This is a genomic window from Amycolatopsis cynarae (assembly GCF_026802195.1).
GTDB classification, from domain to species: Bacteria; Actinomycetota; Actinomycetes; order Mycobacteriales; family Pseudonocardiaceae; genus Amycolatopsis_E; species Amycolatopsis_E rhizosphaerae.
Map to the genome: position 1 here is coordinate 4526994 of NZ_CP113836.1, position 20830 is coordinate 4547823.

Below are 20830 nucleotides of genomic sequence, written 5' to 3' on the forward strand. Positions count from 1 at the left end.
GCTTCCCCAGATCGCCGGGGCCACTGCCGTCACGCCCGTGGTCAGGAATGGACGGCTTCCCTTCACCGCGCACCACGCTTCTTGCCGGAACGACCGGCGCAACCCGTCCTGTCTGCGTTCACGTTCACTCATTACTCCCTGGACGGAGGTGCGCTATTCGAAAAGGGCTTCGCGGGTACGGGCACGTTTGAGTTCGAAGAAGCCATCGGTGCCCGCCACGGCGAGGACGCCGTCCCAGAGGCGTCCCGCAGCCTCGCCGCGCGGGCTGGGAGAGACCACCGGGCCGAAGAACGCGACGAGCTCGCCGTCGGTACCGGGAACGTGGATCACGGGAGTGCCCACCTCGGTACCGACGGGGTCCAGACCGGCGTGGTGGCTGGCGCGCAGCGCCTCGTCGTAGCCGGTGTCGTCCGCCGCCTCGGCGAGTCCGGCCGGCAAACCGGCATCGGCCAGGGCGGCGAGCACCATGTCCCGGCCCAAGCCGGCCTTCTGGTGATGGATCCGGGTTCCCATCGCCAGGTAGAGCGCCCTCAGCACCCCGGGACCGTGCTGCTGCTCGGCCGCGATGCAGACACGCACCGGCCCCCAGCCCTCGACCATGCCCCGCCGGTACTTCTCCGGCACTTCCCGTCCGTCGTTGAGCACCGACAGGCTCATCACGTGAAAACGCACTTCGACGGGTCGCACCCGTTCGACCTCCAGCAGCCAGCGGGAGGTGATCCACGCCCACGGGCAGCGCGGGTCGAACCACAGGTCCGCGGTGGTGGCCGCGCTGCCCACCCCGCCGGAAACCGTTTGCGCTTGCGGAATTCCCATGTCCTCAGTCTCACCAGAAACGATCAATGAGTCCAATACATAGTTGTCATTTCATCGATCGAGATTCATCATTGATCCATGGAGCTTCAGCAGATGCGTTACGTCGTCGAGGTCGCCGAGACGAACAGCTTCACCCGCGCCGCCGAACGATGCCGGGTCGTGCAGTCCGCCCTGAGCCACCAGATCGCGCGCCTGGAACGGGAACTGGGCGCGAAGCTGTTCGAACGCACCAGCCGCCGGGTTCGACTCACCCCGGCCGGGGCGGCGTTCCTCCCCGCCGCGCGACAGTGCCTGGATGCCGCCGACCGCGCCGCCGCCGAGGTGGCCGCGGCCGTGGGCGAGGTACGCGGACGACTGGCCGTGGGACTGATCCCCACCGTCGCCGCGGTCGACATCCCGGGCGCACTGCGCGACTTCCGGCAGCGATACCCGGCGGTGCGCATCAGCCTGCGCGTGGGCGCCAGCGAGAACCTCGTCGAGCAGGTCAAGCAAGGAGCCATCGAGGTGGCGTTCCTCGGGCTGCCGACCACGGCGCGCCCCGAAGGCGTCGCGGCCCACGAGCTCGGACGCGACCGGCTCGTCGCCGTGGTCGCGCAGGACCATCCCCTCGCCGCCGAACCAGCGGTCACCCTGCGCAGGCTTGCCACCGAGGTGTTCGTGGACCTCCCGGCCGGGACGGCCGGACGCATTCAGTCCGACCTGGCCTTCTCGGCCGCCGGTCTCAGCCGTGACGTCGCCTTCGAAGTGACCACCGCGGACTACATCGCTCGACTGGTCGCGCCGGGACTCGCCGTCGCGATGCTCCCGTCCGCGTACGTGCCTCAGCTCACCGGCGCGTCCGTGACCACGATCGAGGTCACGGACGCGCCGGCGCGGGTCGAACACGTCGCCTGGAGCCGCGTCAACCTCACGCCTGCGGGGAAAGCCTTCCTCGGCATTCTCGGCATCCCCACTACGGGATCAGCTGTCGAGACCGGTTAGCCGTACAGGTGGTCGGCGTAGGAAGGGCCGTAGTACCGCTCGAGTTCTTCGAGGGAATCCTCGGGGCGTTCGAGAGCCTTCGCGATCTTGGCCCGGGTGGGGAGCGCCTCGGGGCGCCAGGTCTCCGGCCGCCACAGTTTCGAGCGCAGGAACGCCTTGGCGCAGTGGTGGAAGACCTGCTCGACCTCCACCAGGAGCGCCAGCGGCGGGCGGTGCCCCTCCACCGCCATCGCGTCGAAGAACGGCGCGTCCCGGATCAGGCGGGCGCGGCCGTTGACGCGCAGCGTGTCCCCCCGTCCGGGAATGAAGTAGAGCAGCCCGACGTGCGGATTGGCCAGCACGTTGCGCAGCCCGTCGATGCGACGGTTGCCGGGCCGGTCGGGGATGGCGATGGTGGTGTCGTCGAGTACGAGCGTGAACCCGGCGGGATCGCCCTTCGGCGAGACGTCGCAGGCGCCGTCGGCGCCGGCCGTCGCGATCAGGCAGAACGGCGATTCCGCCAGCCACTGCCGGTCCATCTCGTGCAGCCGGGGGCGTTCCTTCCGGAGCGCGGACGGCTTCGGCGCCCCCACTATCTCCCGGAGTTCGTCCTCGGACCCGACCTCAACCACCCCATCCAACTCCACGCCCCCACCCTAAAGCCTGTTCGAAGTGGTTTGCGTGGCGGTGCGGGTCGGACTCGGGCCGGGTGGGGTCAGGCCGGGGGGCCTGCGAGCGGAACGTCGGGATCGTCGTCGGCGGGGGGCTCGGGGTCACGCCATTCCTCGGCGCGGCTCGACCGGTTGCCCCGGATGGTGCCCTCCAGTTCGTGCTTGAGCTCCTCGTCCTCGCGGGGAGAATGCTTGTCACTTCCGCGCTGCTGCATCACGCACCTCTTTCAGCGGGTCATGGCCCAGCGACATCAGGCGGTGACGCCAGTTTTCCTGCCCCGCCTTCGGTTCCGGTTCCTCCCCGCGCTCGGCGTGGATCCGGTCCACCACCCGGCGCATGGTCCGCTCGTCGTCGGCGGTCAGGTCGCCCCGGCGTTTCTGCAGGATCTCCAGCACGTGCTGCCCGGTGGGCGTGCCCGAACGGTCGGGCAGTTCCTCCGTGTCCTGGTGTGCCGAACGCGTGCGCAACCACTCGCTCAGTTCGCGGGAGGACATGTTCACCAGCCGGTGGAACTCCTCCCACAGCCCGGTGTCCACCTCCACATGCCGTGACACTCCTCGTCTCACCTCCAGCCGGACCAGTACCGTGCGCGGGCAGGCTTCGCCGGGATCCGGCTCCTGTTCAGGACCTGCCGGATGACCAGCACCGTCACCATGCCCACCATCACGCCGATGCTCGTGGCGAGCGCGAAGCGCTGGGTGGTGCGGGCGGTGTCGGTGACCTTCTCCGCCAGTGCCTGCGTCGTCTGGCCGAGTTCCTGCCGCGTCAGCTCCAGGTCGAGCCGCGCCTCTTCCACGTCGCGCGGGAAGGTCTCACGATCGGCCATGGCGGCGGCTCCCTTCGCGGATCACCTGCATGTCCTTGGCCATGCCCTCCACGGCCTCCCTCGGCAGCGGCGGGATCGCCGACTTCAACTGGCTGCCGCCCACCAGCAGCGCGATACCGCCGACGAGGACCAGGAATCCGCCGATGATCAGCGCGGCGGCCCAGCCGGGCAGGACCAGCGCCACCGCCAGCACGGCGGCGGCGACGAGGGTGGCGCCTCCCAGCAGGGCGATGACACCCGCGGCACCGGCGACCCCGGCGCCGACCCCGGCGCGGCGCCCCTTCGCCTTCAGCTCCGCCGTGGCCAGCCGCAGCTCGTCACGGACCAGCCGGCGCATCTGGTCCGACAGGTCCTGGACCAGCTGGGCGATGGAGCGATCTTCCACGGGTGCCGGGCTTCGTCCTGTTTGCGCAGTCATCGTCGCCTCCTCCGCGTCGGTTCGGGAGACGGCTACCCGGCGGAGGGTGCCTTAACCACGGGAGCCTCGATCACGGGGCCCAGTCACGGGCACCGGGCCCCGGAATGCTCAGGCATGGCCGCCGCCGTGCGGTGTGCTGGCGTCGGCGGCCTTCTCCGACAGCGTTTCCCTCGCCTGGGCGTGGGGCACGGCCTTACCGGTGAACGTGATGTGTCCCTGGGCGCGCAGGCGCTCCACCAGGTGCGGGTAGTGCATCTCGAAGGCGGGCCGCTCGGACCGGACCCGCGGCAGTTCCAGGAAGTTGTGCCGCGGCGGCGGGCAGGTGGTGGCCCATTCCAGCGAGTTGCCGAAGCCCCACGGGTCGTCGACCTCGACCGGTTCGCCGAAGCGGTAGCTACGCACCACGTTGTAGATGAACGGCAGCATCGAGGCACCCAGGATGAACGCCCCGATGGTGGAGATCGTGTTCAGCAGGGTGAACCCGTCGGTGGAGAGGTAGTCGGCGTAGCGGCGGGGCATGCCCATGTCACCCAGCCAGTGCTGCACCAGGAACGTGGTGTGGAACCCGATGAACGTGGTCCAGAAGTGGAACTTGCCGAGCCGCTCGTCGAGCATCCGGCCGGTCATCTTCGGGAACCAGAAGTACACGCCGGCGAAGGTGGCGAACACGATCGTGCCGAACAGCACGTAGTGGAAGTGGGCGACCACGAAGTAGGTGTCGGTGATGTGCCAGTCCAGCGGGGGCGACGCGAGCAGCACCCCGGTCAGCCCGCCGAGCAGGAAGGTCACCATGAACCCGACCGACCACAGCATCGGGGTCTCGAAGGTGATCTGCCCCTTCCACATGGTGCCGATCCAGTTGAAGAACTTGATCCCCGTGGGCACCGCGATGAGGAAGGTCAGCATCGAGAAGAACGGCAGCAGCACGGCACCGGTGGCGAACATGTGGTGCGCCCACACCGCGAAGGACAGCGCGGTGATCCCGAGGGTCGCGAAGACCATCAGTCGGTAGCCGAACAGCGGTTTGCGGGAGAACACCGGCACGATCTCGGTGACGATGCCGAAGTAGGGCAGCGCGATGATGTAGACCTCGGGGTGCCCGAAGAACCAGAACAGGTGCTGCCACAGGATCGCCCCGCCGTTGGCCGGGTCGAGGGCGTGGGCGCCGATGATCCGGTCGGCGCCCAGCGCGAACAGGGCCGCGGTGAGGATCGGGAACACCGCGAGGATCAGGACGCTGGTGAACAGGATGTTCCAGGTGAAGATCGGCATCCGCCACATGGTCATGCCCGGGCAGCGCAGGCACACGATCGTGGTGATCATGTTGACGGCGCCGATGATGGTGCCGACACCGGCGATACCCAGGCCGAAGATCCACAGGTTCCCGCCGATCCCCGGCGTGTGCATCGCGTCCGACAGCGGTACGTAGGCGGTCCAGCCGAAGTCGGGAGCGCCGCCCGGCGTGATGAACGAGCTCATCGTGATCGTGGCACCGAACAGGTACAGCCAGTACGACAGGGCGTTGAGCCGGGGGAACGCGACGTCGGGCGAACCGATCTGCAGCGGCAGCACGAGGTTGGCGAACGCGAACACGTTCGGCGTGGCGTACAGCAGCAGCATGATCGTGCCGTGCATGGTGAACAGCTGGTTGTACTGCTCGTTCGACAGGAACTGCAGGCCGGGCCGGGCCAGTTCGGCCCGCATCAGCAGGGCGAGCACCCCGCCGATGATGAAGAACGCCAGCGAGGTCACCAGGTACATCGCGCCGATGACCTTGTGGTCGGTGGTGCGCGCCAGGCGCACCAGGGCGTTGCCCCGCCGGTGGCGGACCGGGAGTTCGTACCGGTTGCCCACCACTACGGGGCGGGCGCGCAGTTCGGTCATCTCATCCCTCGCCTTCGTCGCGCACGGTGCCCGGTCGGCTTACCCACCGTCCTGCAGAACCCAAACTCGTTTCAAGGCCCCATTCTCACGCCGACGGGGTGGAACCGCACGTCGGAGCGGAAGACGATCAGCTTCCGGGGACGAGGCCGTAGCTGGCGAACGCGCTGCGGATGACCGGCTGGGCAACGTTGCGCACCCGCACTCCGCCCGGGGTCACGCCCTGTTCGCAGCCGAAATGCGCGTGCCCGTGGATCGCCAGGTCCACCCCGCATTCGTCGATCACCTCACCCAGTTGATAACACCCGAGAAACGGGTAGATCTCGGGCGGTTCGCCCCGGAGGGTCTCCGGAATGGGTGAATAGTGGGTGAGCGCGATGCGCACGTCGGCGTCGAGTGAGGCAAGTGCCTCCCGCAGCCGTTCGGCTCGCTCGATCGTGTGACTGACAAAGGCCTTCATTTCCCGCTCGCCGAAATTGCTGGCGCATTTCCCGGCGAATCCGCCGCCGAACCCCTTCACCCCGGCGATGCCGAGCCGCCGCCCGTCCACCTCGAGGGTGACCGCGTCGCCCTCGAGCACGCGAATGCCGTGGTCCCCCAGGAGTTTGGCGATGTCGTCGGCCTGGTCGCCGTGGTGGTCGTGGTTGCCGAGGACGGCGACCACGGGCGCGTCCAGGCCGCCGAACTCGGCCGCGGCGACCCGGGCCTCGTCCAGGGCACCGTGCCGGGTGAGATCACCGGCCAGCAGCAGGACGTCGGCGTGCTCCCCCAGGTGTTCCAGCGCGGGCCGCAGCGAGCCCGCCGCGTCCTGGCCCAGATGCACGTCGCCGACGGCGGCGATCCTGATCACCGCAGTTCCTCCCGCCTCGACGGCTCCCGGGTGTCGGCCACCCGCACGTCGTTGCGCACCTCCACCTGCGGGAGGAGCTCGTGCAGGACCCGTTCGAGATCACCGCGCCGCTCTTCGGTGGCGACCTCTCCGGAGAGGTGGACGCGCGAGCCGCGGACGTTGACGCGGATCCCGAGTTCGGCGGTCCGCGGATCCTCGGCCAGCGCCCGCCGCACGTGGGCGACCAGGTACTGGGGCGCGTCGGTTCCGGTCATGTCCGATTCCCTTCGGCGGTGTCGGGAGCACCGACGCCGGCGGCGGTCACCTCGGCCACCGACAGCCCCTCGACAAGGGTGAGAAACGCCTGCGCGTAAGGTGATCCGGCGGTCTCGGCGGCCACCCGGTCCCAGTCGATCTGCTCGCGCAACCCGCGCGCGATCGGCAGCAGCGGGGTGAAGTCGCAGCGGTGGGCGGTGAGCACCAGGAGTTTGTCGACCATCAGGTCGGTGGCGTCGAGCACCGGGGCCAGCGCGGGCCCGATCCGCAGCGGTTCCGCGCGCGCCAGCAGTTCCGCCATGTTGCCGCGGTAGTTGGGCCGGAAGATCAGGTCGACGAGCACGTTTCCGTCGTAGACCTTCCGCAGCCAGTTCTCCGGCGGGTCTTCCGGGCGCATGCCCGCCGCGACCAGTGCCCTGGTCGCGGTTTCCACGTCCTGTTCCAACAGGAAGATGTCGACGTCGTGCTCGGAGGGCGGCCCGCCCCGGGCGTAGACCGCCAGACCGCCCGCGACCGCGAATTCCACTTCCTCGGCCGACAGCGTGGTGACGACCTTGGTCAGCGTGCGAAGCAGCGCGCGCTCATCCATAACGGGCGGGTACCCTGCCGCCCGGCCCCGAAACGGGGTCTACATCGGACAGTGCCCGGTGTTTCCCCCTCCGTGGCCACGGGTATCAGACCGCCGTCAGGATCAGTCGCAGGGAGAGAACCGGATGCGCACTCGCGCGGAGATAACACTGGCCCGGGCACCCGAGGCCGCTCGTCATGCGCGCCGGTTCGTCGAAGGGGTCTGCGCCGTCTGGCGGCTCGGCGCGCTGACCAGCGACGCCGAGACGGTGGCCAGCGAACTGGTGGAAAACACCTTGCAGCACACCGAATCCCGGCCGCACCTGCGGCTCGAGCTCGGTTTGGCAGGCGAGCTCACCGTCTCCGTCTCCGACGACAATCCCGGCCACGCGCGGATCAGGAAGCCCGACCGCCGCGGGGGTTTCGGACTGCGACTGGTCGAGAAAACGGCGGCGGATTGGGGGTGTACGACCACCGGCGCCCGGGGGAAAACCGTGTGGGCGAAGCTAATCGCTTGAATTGCGTTCAGCATTACCGGTGGTAGCAGGCAGTTAACCCGCTCTTGCCTTGCGTGCAACCCGGTCACGGCCGTACGGTCGAGAACGTAGCGGTTGAGAAACCAGCCGTGCCGGGAGAGTGATTTCCGCACTCGACCGGCGGGGAGCATCTGCCAGACGGCGAACGCTCTTCCCCCTCGACACACCGACAGATCGGAAGAGCCGTGCACACTATCAGCGACGTCCGCATCGAAATCTCGCGGCGGCGGGACGGCATCGCGCTGGCCCGCACGGCCGGTGAACTCGACGCTCTCGGTGCCCCCGTCCTGCGAGCGTGCCTCAACGAACGCATCAGTACCGATCGCAGTTTCGTACTCGACCTCGACGAGGTCACCTTCCTCGGCTCCGCCGGCCTGGAAGTCCTGCTCGACGCGCAGGACAGCGCGGCCCGCCACCGGGTGCCCTGGGCGCTGGTGGGCAACAGCCGTCCGGTGGCTCGCCCATTACGGGTGACTGGCCTCGCCGCCCGCCTCCCGCTGTCACCCAGCGTCCCCGCCGCGATCCTGAGACTCACCGCCACCAGTTCGGTCGTCGGCATTCGTTAAAGCGTGTATCAACCTGGCTTGGGCAAGCCGACAGCGTGGCGCAAGCGGCTCCGCCGCTTCGAAACCGCGACCCCGCGCTGGCCCTCACCGACTTCGATACACACCCTTTAGTCTCTGGTTCCGTTCGTTACCGCCCGCCCAGCGGCAGACAGGTCAGCCCGCAGGACCGCAGCTTCACCGGATCCAGCAGCCGCCGCGTGTCGATGACGGCGTCCCCTTCCGCCAGTCCCGCGAGCTGCGCCCAGTCCAGCGCGGTGAACTCGGGCCACTCGGTCAGCACGACGATCGCCGCCGCCCCCTTCGCGACCAGGCTCGGGTCGTCCACCGCCTGCACCGGCGCCACCTGGGGGCTCGCGGCGGGCACCGCCGGGTCGTAGCCGGTCAGCACCGCCCCCTCGGCGGCCAGCCGCCGCGCCACCGCCAGTGCCGGTGAATCCCGCAGATCCGAGGTCCCGGCCTTGAAGGTCAGGCCGAGCAGGCCGAGGCGAACCCCGTCGAGACCGCCGGCGCCCACCACCTCGCGGACCTTGTCCGCCACCCGTCCCGGTTGCCGCTCGTTCACCGCGACCGCGGCGCGCAGCAGCGCGGGATCCACGCCGAGCTCGGCGGCCGAACGGGCCAGCTCCGCGGTGTCCTTGGGCAGGCACGAACCGCCCCAGCCGGGGCCGGGATCGAGGCAGGCGGGCCCGATCCGCGCGTCCAGTCCCATCACCCGGGTCACGGCGCCGACGTCCGCGCCCGCCTGCTCGCACAGCTCCGACAGCACGTTCACATAGGACAGCCGCAGCGCGAGATAGGCGTTGCTCGCATACTTGGCCAGCTCCGCGCTCGCCGGGCCGGTGCGCACGACAGGGGCGCCGAGTCCGGCGTAGAGCGCGGCGGTGCGCCGCGCGGCCGCGCCGTCGTCGCTGCCGATCACCACCCGTCCGGGGTGGAGGAAGTCCCCCACGGCGTGCCCTTCCCGGAGGAACTCCGGATTGCTCACCACCGGATGGTCCGGCCAGGCACGGGCGAGCCTGTCCGCCGTCCCGATCGGGACAGTCGACTTGACGACCAGCACGGTACCGGGGCGCAGCACCGGCCGTAGCGCGTCCACGGCACTGTCGAAGCCACTCAGATCCGCCTGGCCGCCTTCCCCCATCGGCGTGGGCACACAGACGAACACGAACTCCGCGGAGGCCAGCTCGCGGTGGTCGGTGGTGTAGCGCGGGCCGGACACCAGCTCCGCCAGGCCCGGTTCGGCGATCGGCACCTCGCCCCGGCGGAGCCGGGCGACCTTCGACTCGTCGATGTCCACACAGGTCACCGAATGGCCGAGCCGGGCGAGGCAGGCCGCGGTGGTCAGCCCCACGTAACCCGCGCCGAGCACCCCGATCGCGTGGCTAGGCATGCGGCACCTCCTGCCGCACCAGCTCGGCGGCCTCCAGCACGTCGGCCGGGGTGATCCGGAGCAGGCCCGGGCCGGGCGCGTCGGCGAAGGGGTCGCCGGGGCATCCGGACCACAGCACCGCGTGGCGGTCTCCGGTGTCCGGCGGCGGGCCCCAGCGCGACGGCGACACCGGACCGAAGAGCAGCACCGACGGGGTGCGGTAGGCGGTGGCCAGATGCCCCACGCCGGTGTCGCCGCAGACCACCAGCGCCGCGTCCGCGACCAGCGCCGCGAGCGCGGCCAGGCCGGTCCGCCCCGCCAGCACCGCGTCCGGGCCCAGACCGGCCCGCCTCGCGACGGAACCGGCGAGTTCGCGTTCGGCGGCGCTGCCGGTCACCACGACGCGACGGCCCCGCGCCGCCAGAGCACCGGCGACCTCGGCGAACCGCGCCGCGGGCCAGCGGCGGGCGCCGAAGGCCGCACCGGGATGCACCACCACCGCGCCCGGGGCCGGGCTGGGCACGGCGGGCCGGGCGAGCGCGAGGTCGTCCGGATCGGCCGCGATGCCGTGGTGGGCGAGCAGGCGGCACCAGCGCCGTGCCTCCCGCATCCGGGGTTCCCACGCCGGTCCGTGGACAGCCGGATGGTCCGGATGGCGGTGGGTGAGCAGCCGCGACGGCCGGGTGCGCAGCAGGTCGGTGATGCTTTCCGGACCGCTGCCGTGCAGGTTGACCGCGACCGAGGGCGGCTCGCCCGCCCACGCCAGCTCCCCGAGACCGCCCGTGGGCAACACCTCGTCCACCGCGCCGGTGAGCGAGGCCAGTTCCCCCAGCGCGCCGGGCGCGGCCAGCACGATCCGCGCGCCGCCGAAGGCGGCCCGCAGCCCCCGCAGCGCGGGCACCGCCACCAGCAGGTCGCCCACGCCCAGCGCCCGCAGCACCAGGACGGTGGTCACGGCCAGGAGCCCTCCTCCGAGGAGGCCACCACCATCTCGCGCACCTCGCACCCGGGAGGCTGGGACAGGGCGAACAGCACCGCCTCCGCCACGTCCTCCGGCCGGTTGAGCTTGGCGTCCGGCGGCGGTTTGTACTGCTCGTCCCGGCTGTCGAAGAAGGCGGTGTGCATACCGCCGGGCACCAGCAGGGTCACCCCGACCTGCCCCGCGGTTTCCGCCGCCAGTGCCCGGGTGAACCCGACCACCCCCCATTTCGAGGCGCAGTAGGCGGTGGCGTCGCCGACCGCCCTGATCCCCAGCGTGGAGGCGACGGTGACCATCGTGCCGCGCGAGCGCCTGAGGAACGGCAGCGCGGCCCGCACCACGGCCGCGGTACCCAGCAGGTTCACCCGCACCACCCGCTCCCAGTCCGCTGTGGACACTCCGTCGAGCGGTCCGGGGAAATCGATCCCGGCCGCGGTGAACACGGCGTCGAGCCCGCCCTCGGCCTCGGCCAGCCCGGTCACCGCCCGTTCCGTGGCGGCCGTGTCGGTGAGGTCGGCCACGGTGTGCCGCACCCCGTCGGCGGGACGGTTGCGGTCGAGCACCAGCGGCCTGCCCCCGGCCCCGGCCACGGCCCGCACGACCGCCGCGCCGAGCCCGGAGGCCCCGCCGGTGACCAGCACCCTGCCCGGATCATCCATTGTGGACTCCCTCCAGAATCCGCGTCGTCGAGTAGCCCTCGACGATCGGCACGAACACGATTTCCCCGCCGTGCCGCCGCACCACCTCGGCCTCGGGCAGCTCGGTCCCGGCGTAGTCGCCGCCCTTCACCCAGACGTCCGGGGCGAGCAGGTCCAGCAGCGCGGCGGGCGAAGGCTCGTCGAACACCGCCACCGCGTCCACCGGCGCCAGCGCCGACAGCACCTGGACCCGGTCGGCCGCGGGCACCACCGGGCGGGCGGGGCCCTTGAGCCGCCGCACCGAGGCATCGGAATTGACGCACACGATCAGGGCATCGCCGAGGGCCCGCGCCTGCCGCAGCAACGAGATATGCCCGGGGTGCAGCAGGTCGAAGCAGCCGCCGGTGGCCACGACCCGGCCGCCCCGCCGCCGCACCCGTTCGGCGAGCTCCAGCGCTACCGGAGCGCGCCGGGGCTCGCGGTAGGCGGGTTCCGGCACCGGCACCGGTTCCGACACCGCCGTGGCCGCGCCCGCCGCGACGAAGCGCGCGGCGGCCTCGACCGCCTCCCGCACCGCCTCGGCCGGATCCGCGCCTTCGCCCAGCGCGGCCGCCACCGCCCCGGCGAACCGGTCACCCGCGCCGCAGGTGTCGGGCCGCAGGCCGGCGGGCATCCGCGCGGAGGGCGGCACCCCGAAGGACCGCACCCCCTCGGCGCCCGCCAGCACCGCGCCGCGCGAACCGAGCGTGACCGCCACCTCGGCGCCCCACTCGGCGCGCAGCGCGGCCGCGACCTCCGCCGGCTCCCCGTGCCCGCCGGCGAAGCGCGCCGCCTCGGCCTCGTTCGGGGTGACCAGGCGGGCCCCCGGCACGGGGCGGCCGCCGCGCGGATGCGGATCCCACACCACCGGAACCCTCGTGGCCGCCTCCGCAATCAGCCGCCGCAGCCCCGGATGGCCCACCACGCCGCGCCCGTAGTCGGCGACCAGGACCGCCGAAGCCCGGCTCAGCGCCGAAGCCACCCGTTCCCCGACCGGCCCGTCCGCCACCCGACCGCCCCCGCGGTCCAGCCGCACCACCGGCTGCCCGCCCGCGCGGACGCGGGTCTTGCAGGGGGTTTCCCCCCGCAGCGGTAACGCGCACAACTCGACCTCGCCGTCGAGCAGGCCCGCCAGCCGTACCCCGGCCTCGTCCCGGCCGAGCGCGGTGACGAGCACGACCTCGCCCACCGTGCGCGCCGCCAGCCGCGCGGCCAGCCCCGCTCCCCCGGGCCGCTGCCACTGCCCCGCCACGTCCACCACGGGCACCGGCGCCTCCGGGCAGAGCCGGTCGGCGGTGCCCTCGACGTCCACGTCGAGCACGGCATCGCCGATCACGACCAGTGCCGGCCTCACGAGGCGACCCCCAGCGCCTCGTCCAGGGCCGCGCACAGCGCGTGCACCACCGCCAGATGTGCCTCCTGCACCGTGCCGGTGTGGGGCGCGTCCACCGCGATCACGTCGTCGCACACCGCGGCGAGCGCGTTGGGCAGCGGACCGGTCAGCGCCCAGGTGGTCAGCCCGGCCTTCTGGGCGATCTTGGCCGCGGCGCACACGTTCTGGCTGCGCCCGCTGGTCGACAGGGCGACCAGCACGTCCCCCGGTCTGCCGTGGGCGCGCACCTGGCGGGCGAACACCTCGTGCTCGCCGTAGTCGTTCACGATCGCCGTCGCCGCCGACGTGTCGGCGTGCAGGGCGATGGCCGACAGCGGCTGCCGGTCGTTGACGAACCGCCCGACCAGCTCACCGGTCAGGTGCTGCGCCTCGGCAGCGCTCCCGCCGTTGCCGCAGGCCAGCAGCCTGCCGCCCCCGTCGAGCACCCCGGCGAGGTGACGGCCCCAGCTCTCGATCTTCGGGACCTGTGCGCCCAGCCTTTCCAGCACGGCGGTCAGGGCTGAAAACCGCTCTTCGATCACGCTGCACCTCCCACTTTCACCACCGCCTGGCACACTTCGTCGGGCAGCACCCCGGCCAGGCAGGGATGGCCAGGCACCGGGCAGGTACGGGCACGGGTACCGCGGCAGGGCGCCTCCTGGTCGCCGAGCAGCACGACCGGCACGCCGTAGGGTGCCCACCGGGCGGCGGGCACCACGGGCGCGAACAGCGACACCACCGGCGTGCCGACGGCCGCCGCCAGATGCGCGGGACCGGTGTTCGGCGCGACCAGCACGCGCGCGCCCGCCAGTACCGCGGCCAGTTCACGGAATCCGGTCCGGCCCCCGAGGTCGAGGGCGGCACCGCCGGAGACCTCGGCGGTCAGCGCGGCCTCGGCGGCGCTGCCGGTGACCACCACGCGGTAGCCCTCGGCGGCGAGCATCCGCACCGCCTCCGCGCACCGGTGCGCGGGCCACTGCCGGGCCGGGACGGACGCGGCCGGGTGGACCACCACGTATCCCGGCTCGCCGACCAGCCCCGACACGTCGGGCAGCGGCCCGCGCACGGCGAGCCTGCCGTCGTCGCCCGGCGGCAGGCGGAACCCGGCGGCTTCGGCCAGCGACAGCGCCCGCTCCGCCTCCGGCGGATCGCCGTCGATCCGGTGCCGCAGGTCGAGCAGCGAACCGGGGTAGTCCTCGCTGATCGCGCCGATCCACGGCACGCCGCACTGGCGCAGCAGCAGCGCCAGTGGCAGCGGCGACTGGTGGAACGACGTGCTGATCAGCGCCAGGTCGAACGCCTGGGCGGCGATCCGGCCGGTCAGCGCGGCCAGGTGCGCGGCGGTGACCGGCGGGGGTTGCGGGTCGATCCACGGGGCACACCACTCGATCACCCGGTCGACCCCGGGCAGCAGCCCGGCCGCGACCCGGCCGTGCGGGCCGGCGAGCAGGGTCACCGAGTCCGCGCCCGCGGCCACCGCCCGCACGCACGGGCCGGTGAGCAGCACGTCACCCGCGTTGTCCAGCCGCGCCACCAGTGCCTTCACCATGCCCGCTCCCCCAGTGCCAGTCCGGTCGCCTCGTCGAGGTCCCGGGCGAGGTACGGGGCCCGCTCGATCTCTTCCGGGCGGGTCCGCGCGGTGGGCACCAGGATGGCCTTCGCACCCGCGGCCAGCGCGGCTTCCACGTCGGCGCCGATGTCCCCGATCACCACGCACCGCCGCGGGTCCGCGCCCAGCGCGCGGGCGGCCCGCTCGATCAGCCCCGGCCGCGGTTTGCGGCAGGCACAGCCGTCCGCCTCGCCGTGCAGGCAGACCTGCCAGGTGTCGAACGGCCCGAGCAGCTCGTCCACGCGGGCGTTCACCTCGGCCAGCTGCCGTTCGGTGATCAGCCCGCGGGCCACCCCGGACTGGTTGCTCACCACCCCGATCGGCACCCCCGCCGCCCGCAACCGCCGCAGTCCCCGCTCCGCACCTGGCATCGGGCGCACCAGCTTCGGATCCGACAGGTAGGGCTCGTCGACGATCAGCGTGTCGTCCCGGTCGAACAGCACCGCGTCCGGACCGCTCGGCGGGCGGCGGGCGGCGAGCTCGCCCTTGGCCCGGGCCCAGCAGGCCGCGGGCGGGATCAGCGCACTGGTCACCGCCATGCGCGCCATCTCCTCGGGCGTGCGGGGGCCGGGCAGGGTGCGGCGGAGTGCGAACTCCGCGGTCAGCGCCAGCCACACCGCGCCCGCCCTCGTCGCCGCGCGTCCCCTGCCGCGCAGCGCCAGTCCGAGCGCCGCCAGTCCCGATGCCGTGGACACCGCGTGCCAGGGCAGCCGTCCCGGACCGGCTTCGGTCAGCTGGCGCCACGCGTTGCCGAACTTCCGCCGCAGCAGCGCGTCGTCGGCGTTGCCGCGCTGGGCGCGGACGCTGGCGAAGAAGCCGGACCGCCGTGCGGGGTGCACGCTGATCCGGGCCCCCCGCACCAGCTCCATGCCCGCCATCCGCACGCGCAGCGCGAGATCCGCGTCTTCCCGGTAGGCACGCGGAAAGCGCTCGTCGAAACCGCCCACCGCGACCAGCGCGGCGCGGCGGTAGGCCATGTCGGCGGTGATCCAGCGCGCGGCCGCCAGTCCCGCCGTGCCGCGTTCGTCGTCGGACGGGCGGCGCCCGCCGGGGGGCGGGGGCACCACGATGCGGCCCTGTGAACCGCCGACCCGGCCCGGCAGGCCGTCCAGATCGGCGGCCAGGCGCGCGGGCCAGTCCGGCGGAGTGCGCACGTCGTCGTCCAGGAAGGCGATCCACTCGCCGCGTGCGGCGCGCCAGCCGGTGTTGCGGGCCGCGGCGGGACCGCGCCCGCCGGAGACCAGCACGCGCACGGGCGCCGAAAGCGGGGGAAGCCGCAGGGGCGGGCCGGAGCGGCGGTCGTCCACCACGATGATCTCCACGGGCGCGGGCCCCTCCCCGGAGTCCACACCGGACAGCAGGGTGACCAGCGACGGCCGTCCGGTCGTCGGGATCACCACCGAATACCGCGGCGTCACCGCGGCCTCCGCACCACGAACGGGCCGATGGCCAGCAGGTCGATCGGGCTGGCGCCGAAACACTCCAGTGCGTCACGGGGATCGTCGACCATCGGGCGGCCCGCCGTGTTGAAGCTCGTGTTCACCACCACCGGCACTCCGGTCCGCGCTTCGAACTCCCCCAGCATCCTCGCCAGCAACGGTTCCCGCGCCGCGTCGACGGTCTGGATCCGGGCGGTACCGTCCACATGCGTCACCGCGGGGATCCTCGGCCGCCAAGCCTCGGCCACCTCGTGCACGAAAAGCATGTAGGGACTGGGAATCGGGCCGCGCCGGAAGATCTCCGGCGCCCGCTCGAGGGGCACCATCGGCGCCACGGGCCGGAACTGCTCACGGCCCTTGACGTCGTTGAGCCGCTCGAGGTTTTCCGCGTGCCCCGGATGCGCCAGCAGCGACCGGTGGCCCAGCGCGCGCGGGCCGTATTCGGCCCTTCCCTGGAACCACGCCACGATTTCGTCGGCGGCGAGGGATTCGGCCACGGTGGCGGCCAGATCGCGCGGCCGCTCGTAGGGCACCTTCGCGCGTTCCAGCCAGACCTGTATCTCCTCATCGGAAAAGCCGCGCCCGAGGTCCACTCCGGACAGCCGCTGGGCGGGCTCGCCGAACTCCGCGGCCAGGTGCAGTGCCGCGCCCAGCGCGGTACCCGCGTCCCCGGCCGCCGGCTGCACCCAGATCTCCTCGAACGGTCCCTCCGCGAACAGCCGCGTGTTGGCCACGCAGTTGAGTGCGGTGCCCCCGGCCATGACCAGCCTGCGCTGCCCGGTCTGCTCGTGCAGCCAGCCCGCCAGTTCCAGCAGCACCCCTTCGACGAGCCGCTGCACACTGGCCGCCAGATCCGCGTGTTCGGGCAGCAACTCTGCGGTGCGGCGTGGCGCGTAGTCCTCCCACGTCACGGGGTCCGTGCGGAAACCGCCGTCCCCGGTGGTGGCCACGCGACCGGCGAGGCCGGGCAGAAACCGCGGCTCGCCGTAGGAGGCCAGCGCCATCACCTTGTACTCGTCGCTGGAGCGCGCGAACCCGAGGTGCTCGGTGACCTCCTCGTAGAGCAGCCCCAGGGAATGCGGCAGCCTCTGCGCGGCGAGCTCGACCAGTTTGCCGTCCCGGTACTCACCGGCCAAAAAGGACAGACGCTCGCCCCGGCCGTCGGCCACCAGCACGGCGGTGTCGCCGAACGGTGCGGCCAGTCCGGCCGAAGCCGCATGCGCGACGTGGTGGCGGACGAACCGCACGACGCCGGGATCCAGGCCCGGCAGCGCGGTGCGGAGAAAGTGCGGGGCCCGCTGGGCGTAGAGGGTGCGCAGCTCTTCCCAATCCGCGTCGTGCCCGGCGAGCCCCGGTTCGACGAAGGCGGGATCGTAGGAGTAGCCGACCAGGTCGAGATCCGCGGGCGAGAGCCCGGCCTGCGCCAGGCACCATCGCGCCGCCTGCTCCGGCAGTTCCCAGGTGGAAAACGGCACCGGGCGCTTGCCGTGCTTGCGCCTGCTGAACCGCTCCTCCTCGGCGGCGGCGACCACCCGGCCGTCCACCACGAGGGCGGCCGCCGGATCGTGGAAAACCCCGTTGATCCCGAGAATCCGCATGGTCACCTCCACTTCTTCCGCTACCGCTACCCTGGGCAGTGATGTCTAAACGGGACTGAAACGGGCCGAGAACCACGCCACCGTCCTGGCCAGGCCGTCGTCGAGGCCGACTTCCGGACACCAGCCCAGTTTCCGTTGGGCCAGCGTGATATCCGGGCACCGACGGCGCGGATCGTCCTGCGGGCTCGGCAGATACGTCATCGGCGAACCGCTCCCGGTCACGCTGCGGATTTTCCCGGCCAGTTCCCGTAACGAGATTTCTTCGGGGTTGCCGATGTTGACCGGACCGGCCATACCGGACTCCGCCAGTGCGCGCAGTCCACGCACGGTGTCGTCGACATAACAGAGTGAGCGGGTCTGCGTGCCGTCCCCGGTGATCGTCATCGGGGCACCGGTCAGCGCCTGGTGGATCAGCGTGGGCACGGCCCTGCCGTCGTGGGCGCGCATGCCGGGACCGTAGGTGTTGAAGATCCGGGCGATCGCGGTGTCCGTGCCGTGCACGCGGCGATGGGCCTCGGTGAGTGCCTCGGCGTAACGCTTCGCTTCGTCGTAGACACTCCGCGGCCCGACCGGATTCACGTGTCCCCAGTAGGTTTCCCGCTGGGGATGGCGGAGCGGATCGCCGTAGACCTCACTGGTGGACGCGAGCACGAACCGGGCGTTGCCCGCCCTGGCCAGTTCCAGTGCGTGCTCGGTGCCGAAAGCCCCGGCCCGCAAGGTTTCCAGCGGCAACCGGTGGTAGTCGGGCGGGGAGGCGGGACTGGCCAGGTGCAGCACCAGGTCGGCCTGCCCGGTGACCGGCAGTCCCCGGCTCGCGTCGGCCTCGATCCACCGGAAGCCCGGGCGGCCGAGCAGCCCGGCGAGGGCCGGGACTTCGCCGGTGCAAAGGTTGTCCACACAGGTCACCGAGATCCCGTCGTCCAGCAGAGACGCGCACAGGTGCGAGCCGAGGAACCCGGCTCCCCCGGTGACGACGGCATGCGTGAACGTTTTTCCCATGATCTCTCGCTTACCCGTCGTCGGTACCGGCAAACCGAGCGGAGGTACTTCTTCTCCTCCTTCTTCTCCCGTCCTATGAGGACCGGGCGCGAACCAGAACCGTGAGGGGTCCCCTCACGGTCGCATTTCCTGTGAGGGGACCCCTCACGGCAGGGTCCGGCCCGGTGCGGAAGGAGAATCACGCCGCGGAGCGGGCGGCGCTTCAGGCCTGCCCGGCGGCGGCGTGCGAGGAGGCGGGCGCCTCGGCCAGCGCCTTTTCGTAGACCCGCAGGATGTCGGTGGCGATGCGGTCCCAGGAGTAGCGCGAGCGCGCGCGGTCCATCCCGGCGACGCCGTAGGCCTCCCGGACCGCCGGATCGTCCAGCAGGCGGCGGAGGGTGGTGGCGAGCACGTCGGGCCGCTGGGGCGGCACCAGTTCGCCGGTGACGCCGTCGACCACGGTGTCGGTCAGCCCGCCCACGGCGGCCGCGACGACCGGGATGCCGGAAGCCATCGCCTCTAGCGGCACGATGCCGAACGGCTCGTACCACGGGGTGCACAGCACCAGGTCGGCCGAGCGCAGGAGCTCCGGCATCTCCGCGCGGCCCACCTGCCCGAGCAGGTGCACGCGGTCGCCCACGCCGCAGCGCCGCGAGAGTTCCCGCAGGCGGCGGGCCTCGGGATCGTCGGCGAGCCTGCCCTGCCCCGGCCCGCCCGCGATGACGAGTTCGGTGTCCGGCACCCCGGCCAGCGCGGCGATCGCGGTCGCGAAACCCTTGCGCGGCACCAGGCGGCCGACGCTGACGATCCGGTGCGGCGCGCCCCGCGGCGCCTTCGGCCCCTCCGCGGTGAACCGGGTCAGGTCCACCCCGCACGGCACCACGGACATCCGGGGGCGAGGCAGGCCGAGCCGGGCCAGCTCGAACACCTCGTCCGAGCAGGTGGCGGCCACGCGTGTGGCGCTCTTGCCGATCAGGCGCTCCAGCTGCACCCGTTCCGGCGGGCTGGTGTCGGCCGCGCCCTGGTACCGGCGCTTGACCACCCCGAGAGCATGAAAGGTCTGGACCACAGGCAGGTTGATCTCCCGGGCGGCGAGCGTCGAGGCGAGTCCGGACATCCAGAAGTGCGCGTGCACCACGTCCGGCTGCTCGCGGCGCCACTCGTCGGCGAGGAACCGGCCGAAGTCCGCCATATGCGGCAGCAGCTCGTCCTTCGGCAGGCGTTCCGGCGGCCCCGCGGGCACGTGCACCACCTGGTAGCCGCCCCGGGTACGGACCCGCTCGCGCTGGTGCCGGTCGTCCCGTCTGGTGTAGACGGTGACCTCGTGTCCCTGGCGGCACAGTGCCGAGGACAGCTCGGCCACGTGCACGTTCTGGCCCCCCGCGTCGACTTCGCCGAGCGTCGCCAGTGGATTGGCGTGTTCGGAAACCATCGAGATCTTCATGCACTACCTCCCGATGTCGGCCTCACCCGGTGGTGACCCGGTCCAGCAGGTCGTCCCAGTTGCGGAGGAAGGCGTCCAGACCGTAGTGGGCCAGCGCGAACTCCCGTGCGTACTTCCCCATCCGGTGGGCGAGCTCCGGTTCGGCCATCAGTTCACGGATCCCCCGGGTCAGCTCCGCGACGTCGGCGGAGACGAACCCGGCCTCTCGCGGCACGGCGCGGGTGACCTCGGTGCCGGCGACCGCGACCATCGGCATCCCCAGGTGCATCGCCTCGAGCAGCGAGAGGCCGAGGGAGGTCCATCGGGGGGTGTGCAGGTACAGGCGGCACCGCCCGAGTGCGGTGTGGAGGTCCGGATGCGGCAGGTCGCCGCGCGCCCGCACCCGCTCGCCCAGGGCGAGCTTGTCCACGCCCATGCCGAACACGTCCAGCGGCGCCGCCTCGGCGAACGCGGGCAGCAGGTCCGTGCCGACCGCCCGGCCCCGCCGCACCGGCTCGTTGATCACCACCGCGGCCCGCGGCTCCTCGCCGGTGTACCGCTCGCCGGGATCCACCACCCCGTGTTCGATGACGGTGGTGGGCGCCTTCCCCGAATCCCACATCAGCCGGTTGAAGTGCGTGACGTGCACCAGGGTGATGTGGTCGTGGCCGCAGAGGAAGTGCCGGGTGCGCGGCACGTCGCCGGCCGGAGTGTTGTGCTCCACGAACACGGCGGGCACGTCCCGCCCGGCCCGCAGTCCCGTCCAGCGCCGGAGGAGGTCGATCTCCTCGCGCCGCTGCAGCACGACCACGTCGGCACCGGCCTCGCGGAGCTCGTCGGGCGTCAGTTCGCGAGCCTGCCCCGGCCAGTGCCGTCCGGCCCGGCCCAGCCCCCACGGGCCGCCCGCGGGCAGCTTCGGCAGAAGGTACTCGTGACGGCCTCGCACGAAGGCACCGGTCCACGAACCGTGAACGTGCCAGACAAGCACACGGAGCCGCTTTTCGTTCACCCACCTCATGTTCGAGTCATTCACCGACAG

At 72.1% G+C, this 20830-nt stretch carries 24 protein-coding genes; 3 read left to right on the forward strand and 21 right to left on the reverse strand.

Features of this window, described 5'->3' with window-relative positions:
• Positions 1–153: 153 nt before the first annotated feature.
• Positions 154–816 (reverse strand): mycothiol-dependent nitroreductase Rv2466c family protein, encoded by a 663-nt coding sequence (locus tag ORV05_RS21595; RefSeq protein ID WP_268753835.1) that lies wholly within the window; start codon positions 814–816, stop codon positions 154–156.
• A 78-nt stretch (positions 817–894) separates the two neighbouring features.
• Here ORV05_RS21595 and ORV05_RS21600 point away from each other — a divergent pair, with 78 nt between their 5' ends.
• Positions 895–1797 (forward strand): LysR family transcriptional regulator, encoded by a 903-nt coding sequence (locus ORV05_RS21600; protein ID WP_268753836.1) that lies wholly within the window; start codon positions 895–897, stop codon positions 1795–1797.
• Here ORV05_RS21600 and ORV05_RS21605 read toward each other — a convergent pair.
• From ORV05_RS21605 to ORV05_RS21645, 9 genes are all read right to left on the reverse strand, one after another.
• Positions 1794–2423: a pyridoxamine 5'-phosphate oxidase family protein gene (locus ORV05_RS21605; protein WP_268753837.1), complete on the reverse strand. Its 630-nt coding sequence runs from the start codon at positions 2421–2423 to the stop codon at positions 1794–1796. The two genes, ORV05_RS21600 and ORV05_RS21605, sit on opposite strands and share 4 nt — an antisense overlap.
• Positions 2424–2491: 68 nt before the next feature.
• On the reverse strand, positions 2492–2662 hold the full coding sequence (locus tag ORV05_RS21610; RefSeq protein ID WP_268753838.1) for a hypothetical protein: 171 nt from the start codon (positions 2660–2662) through the stop codon (positions 2492–2494).
• Entirely contained in the window at positions 2643–2942 is a 300-nt protein-coding gene (locus ORV05_RS21615; protein ID WP_268759850.1) for a DUF3140 domain-containing protein, read from the reverse strand. Before ORV05_RS21615 ends, ORV05_RS21610 begins: the two co-directional genes overlap by 20 nt.
• 68 nt (positions 2943–3010) lie before the next feature.
• On the reverse strand, positions 3011–3274 hold the full coding sequence (locus ORV05_RS21620) for a DUF3618 domain-containing protein (RefSeq protein ID WP_268753839.1): 264 nt from the start codon (positions 3272–3274) through the stop codon (positions 3011–3013).
• A complete protein-coding gene (locus ORV05_RS21625) occupies positions 3261–3692 on the reverse strand; it encodes a phage holin family protein (RefSeq protein WP_268753840.1) in 432 nt (143 codons plus the stop codon). Before ORV05_RS21625 ends, ORV05_RS21620 begins: the two co-directional genes overlap by 14 nt.
• A gap of 108 nt (positions 3693–3800) precedes the next feature.
• Entirely contained in the window at positions 3801–5576 is a 1776-nt protein-coding gene (gene ctaD, locus ORV05_RS21630; RefSeq protein ID WP_268753841.1) for an aa3-type cytochrome oxidase subunit I, read from the reverse strand.
• 127 nt (positions 5577–5703) lie between these two features.
• Positions 5704–6423, reverse strand: coding sequence for a metallophosphoesterase family protein (locus ORV05_RS21635; RefSeq protein WP_268753842.1), 720 nt, complete (start codon positions 6421–6423; stop codon positions 5704–5706).
• Entirely contained in the window at positions 6420–6677 is a 258-nt protein-coding gene (locus ORV05_RS21640) for a BON domain-containing protein (RefSeq protein ID WP_268753843.1), read from the reverse strand. Before ORV05_RS21640 ends, ORV05_RS21635 begins: the two co-directional genes overlap by 4 nt.
• Positions 6674–7267 (reverse strand): nucleotidyltransferase family protein, encoded by a 594-nt coding sequence (locus tag ORV05_RS21645; protein ID WP_268753844.1) that lies wholly within the window; start codon positions 7265–7267, stop codon positions 6674–6676. Before ORV05_RS21645 ends, ORV05_RS21640 begins: the two co-directional genes overlap by 4 nt.
• Positions 7268–7391: 124 nt before the next feature.
• On the opposite strand from ORV05_RS21645, the gene ORV05_RS21650 reads away from it, so the two are divergent.
• The gene (locus ORV05_RS21650) at positions 7392–7763 is read left to right on the forward strand and encodes an ATP-binding protein (RefSeq protein ID WP_144591486.1); all 372 of its coding nucleotides are present in this window, start codon (positions 7392–7394) and stop codon (positions 7761–7763) included.
• A gap of 203 nt (positions 7764–7966) precedes the next feature.
• Positions 7967–8347, forward strand: coding sequence for an STAS domain-containing protein (locus ORV05_RS21655; protein ID WP_268753845.1), 381 nt, complete (start codon positions 7967–7969; stop codon positions 8345–8347).
• A gap of 127 nt (positions 8348–8474) precedes the next feature.
• On the opposite strand, the gene ORV05_RS21660 is transcribed toward ORV05_RS21655, so the two are convergent.
• The 11 genes from ORV05_RS21660 to ORV05_RS21710 all read right to left on the reverse strand — a co-directional run bounded on the left by ORV05_RS21660 (position 8475) and on the right by ORV05_RS21710 (position 20800).
• Positions 8475–9737 carry a UDP-glucose dehydrogenase family protein gene (locus ORV05_RS21660; protein WP_268753846.1) on the reverse strand — a complete coding sequence of 421 codons (1263 nt, stop codon included), beginning with the start codon at positions 9735–9737 and terminating at the stop codon, positions 8475–8477.
• Entirely contained in the window at positions 9730–10671 is a 942-nt protein-coding gene (locus ORV05_RS21665) for a glycosyltransferase family 9 protein (RefSeq protein ID WP_407652526.1), read from the reverse strand. Before ORV05_RS21665 ends, ORV05_RS21660 begins: the two co-directional genes overlap by 8 nt.
• Positions 10668–11354, reverse strand: coding sequence for an SDR family oxidoreductase (locus tag ORV05_RS21670; protein WP_268753847.1), 687 nt, complete (start codon positions 11352–11354; stop codon positions 10668–10670). Before ORV05_RS21670 ends, ORV05_RS21665 begins: the two co-directional genes overlap by 4 nt.
• Positions 11347–12726, reverse strand: a complete 1380-nt coding sequence (gene rfaE2 / locus ORV05_RS21675; protein WP_268753848.1) for a D-glycero-beta-D-manno-heptose 1-phosphate adenylyltransferase — start codon at positions 12724–12726, stop codon at positions 11347–11349. Before rfaE2 ends, ORV05_RS21670 begins: the two co-directional genes overlap by 8 nt.
• Positions 12723–13286 carry a D-sedoheptulose-7-phosphate isomerase gene (locus ORV05_RS21680; RefSeq protein WP_268753849.1) on the reverse strand — a complete coding sequence of 188 codons (564 nt, stop codon included), beginning with the start codon at positions 13284–13286 and terminating at the stop codon, positions 12723–12725. The genes rfaE2 and ORV05_RS21680 overlap by 4 nt, the downstream gene beginning before the upstream one ends.
• Positions 13283–14293, reverse strand: a complete 1011-nt coding sequence (locus ORV05_RS21685) for a glycosyltransferase family 9 protein (protein WP_268753850.1) — start codon at positions 14291–14293, stop codon at positions 13283–13285. The genes ORV05_RS21680 and ORV05_RS21685 overlap by 4 nt, the downstream gene beginning before the upstream one ends.
• Positions 14287–15771 (reverse strand): HAD-IIIA family hydrolase, encoded by a 1485-nt coding sequence (locus ORV05_RS21690; protein ID WP_268753851.1) that lies wholly within the window; start codon positions 15769–15771, stop codon positions 14287–14289. Before ORV05_RS21690 ends, ORV05_RS21685 begins: the two co-directional genes overlap by 7 nt.
• The gene (locus ORV05_RS21695; RefSeq protein ID WP_268759852.1) at positions 15768–17390 is read right to left on the reverse strand and encodes a carbamoyltransferase family protein; all 1623 of its coding nucleotides are present in this window, start codon (positions 17388–17390) and stop codon (positions 15768–15770) included. Before ORV05_RS21695 ends, ORV05_RS21690 begins: the two co-directional genes overlap by 4 nt.
• A gap of 45 nt (positions 17391–17435) precedes the next feature.
• On the reverse strand, positions 17436–18389 hold the full coding sequence (locus tag ORV05_RS21700) for an NAD-dependent epimerase/dehydratase family protein (protein WP_268753852.1): 954 nt from the start codon (positions 18387–18389) through the stop codon (positions 17436–17438).
• 202 nt (positions 18390–18591) lie between these two features.
• Positions 18592–19812, reverse strand: coding sequence for a glycosyltransferase (locus ORV05_RS21705; protein WP_268753853.1), 1221 nt, complete (start codon positions 19810–19812; stop codon positions 18592–18594).
• Between the two features lie 22 nt (positions 19813–19834).
• Entirely contained in the window at positions 19835–20800 is a 966-nt protein-coding gene (locus tag ORV05_RS21710) for a glycosyltransferase (RefSeq protein ID WP_268753854.1), read from the reverse strand.
• Positions 20801–20830 lie beyond the last annotated feature (30 nt).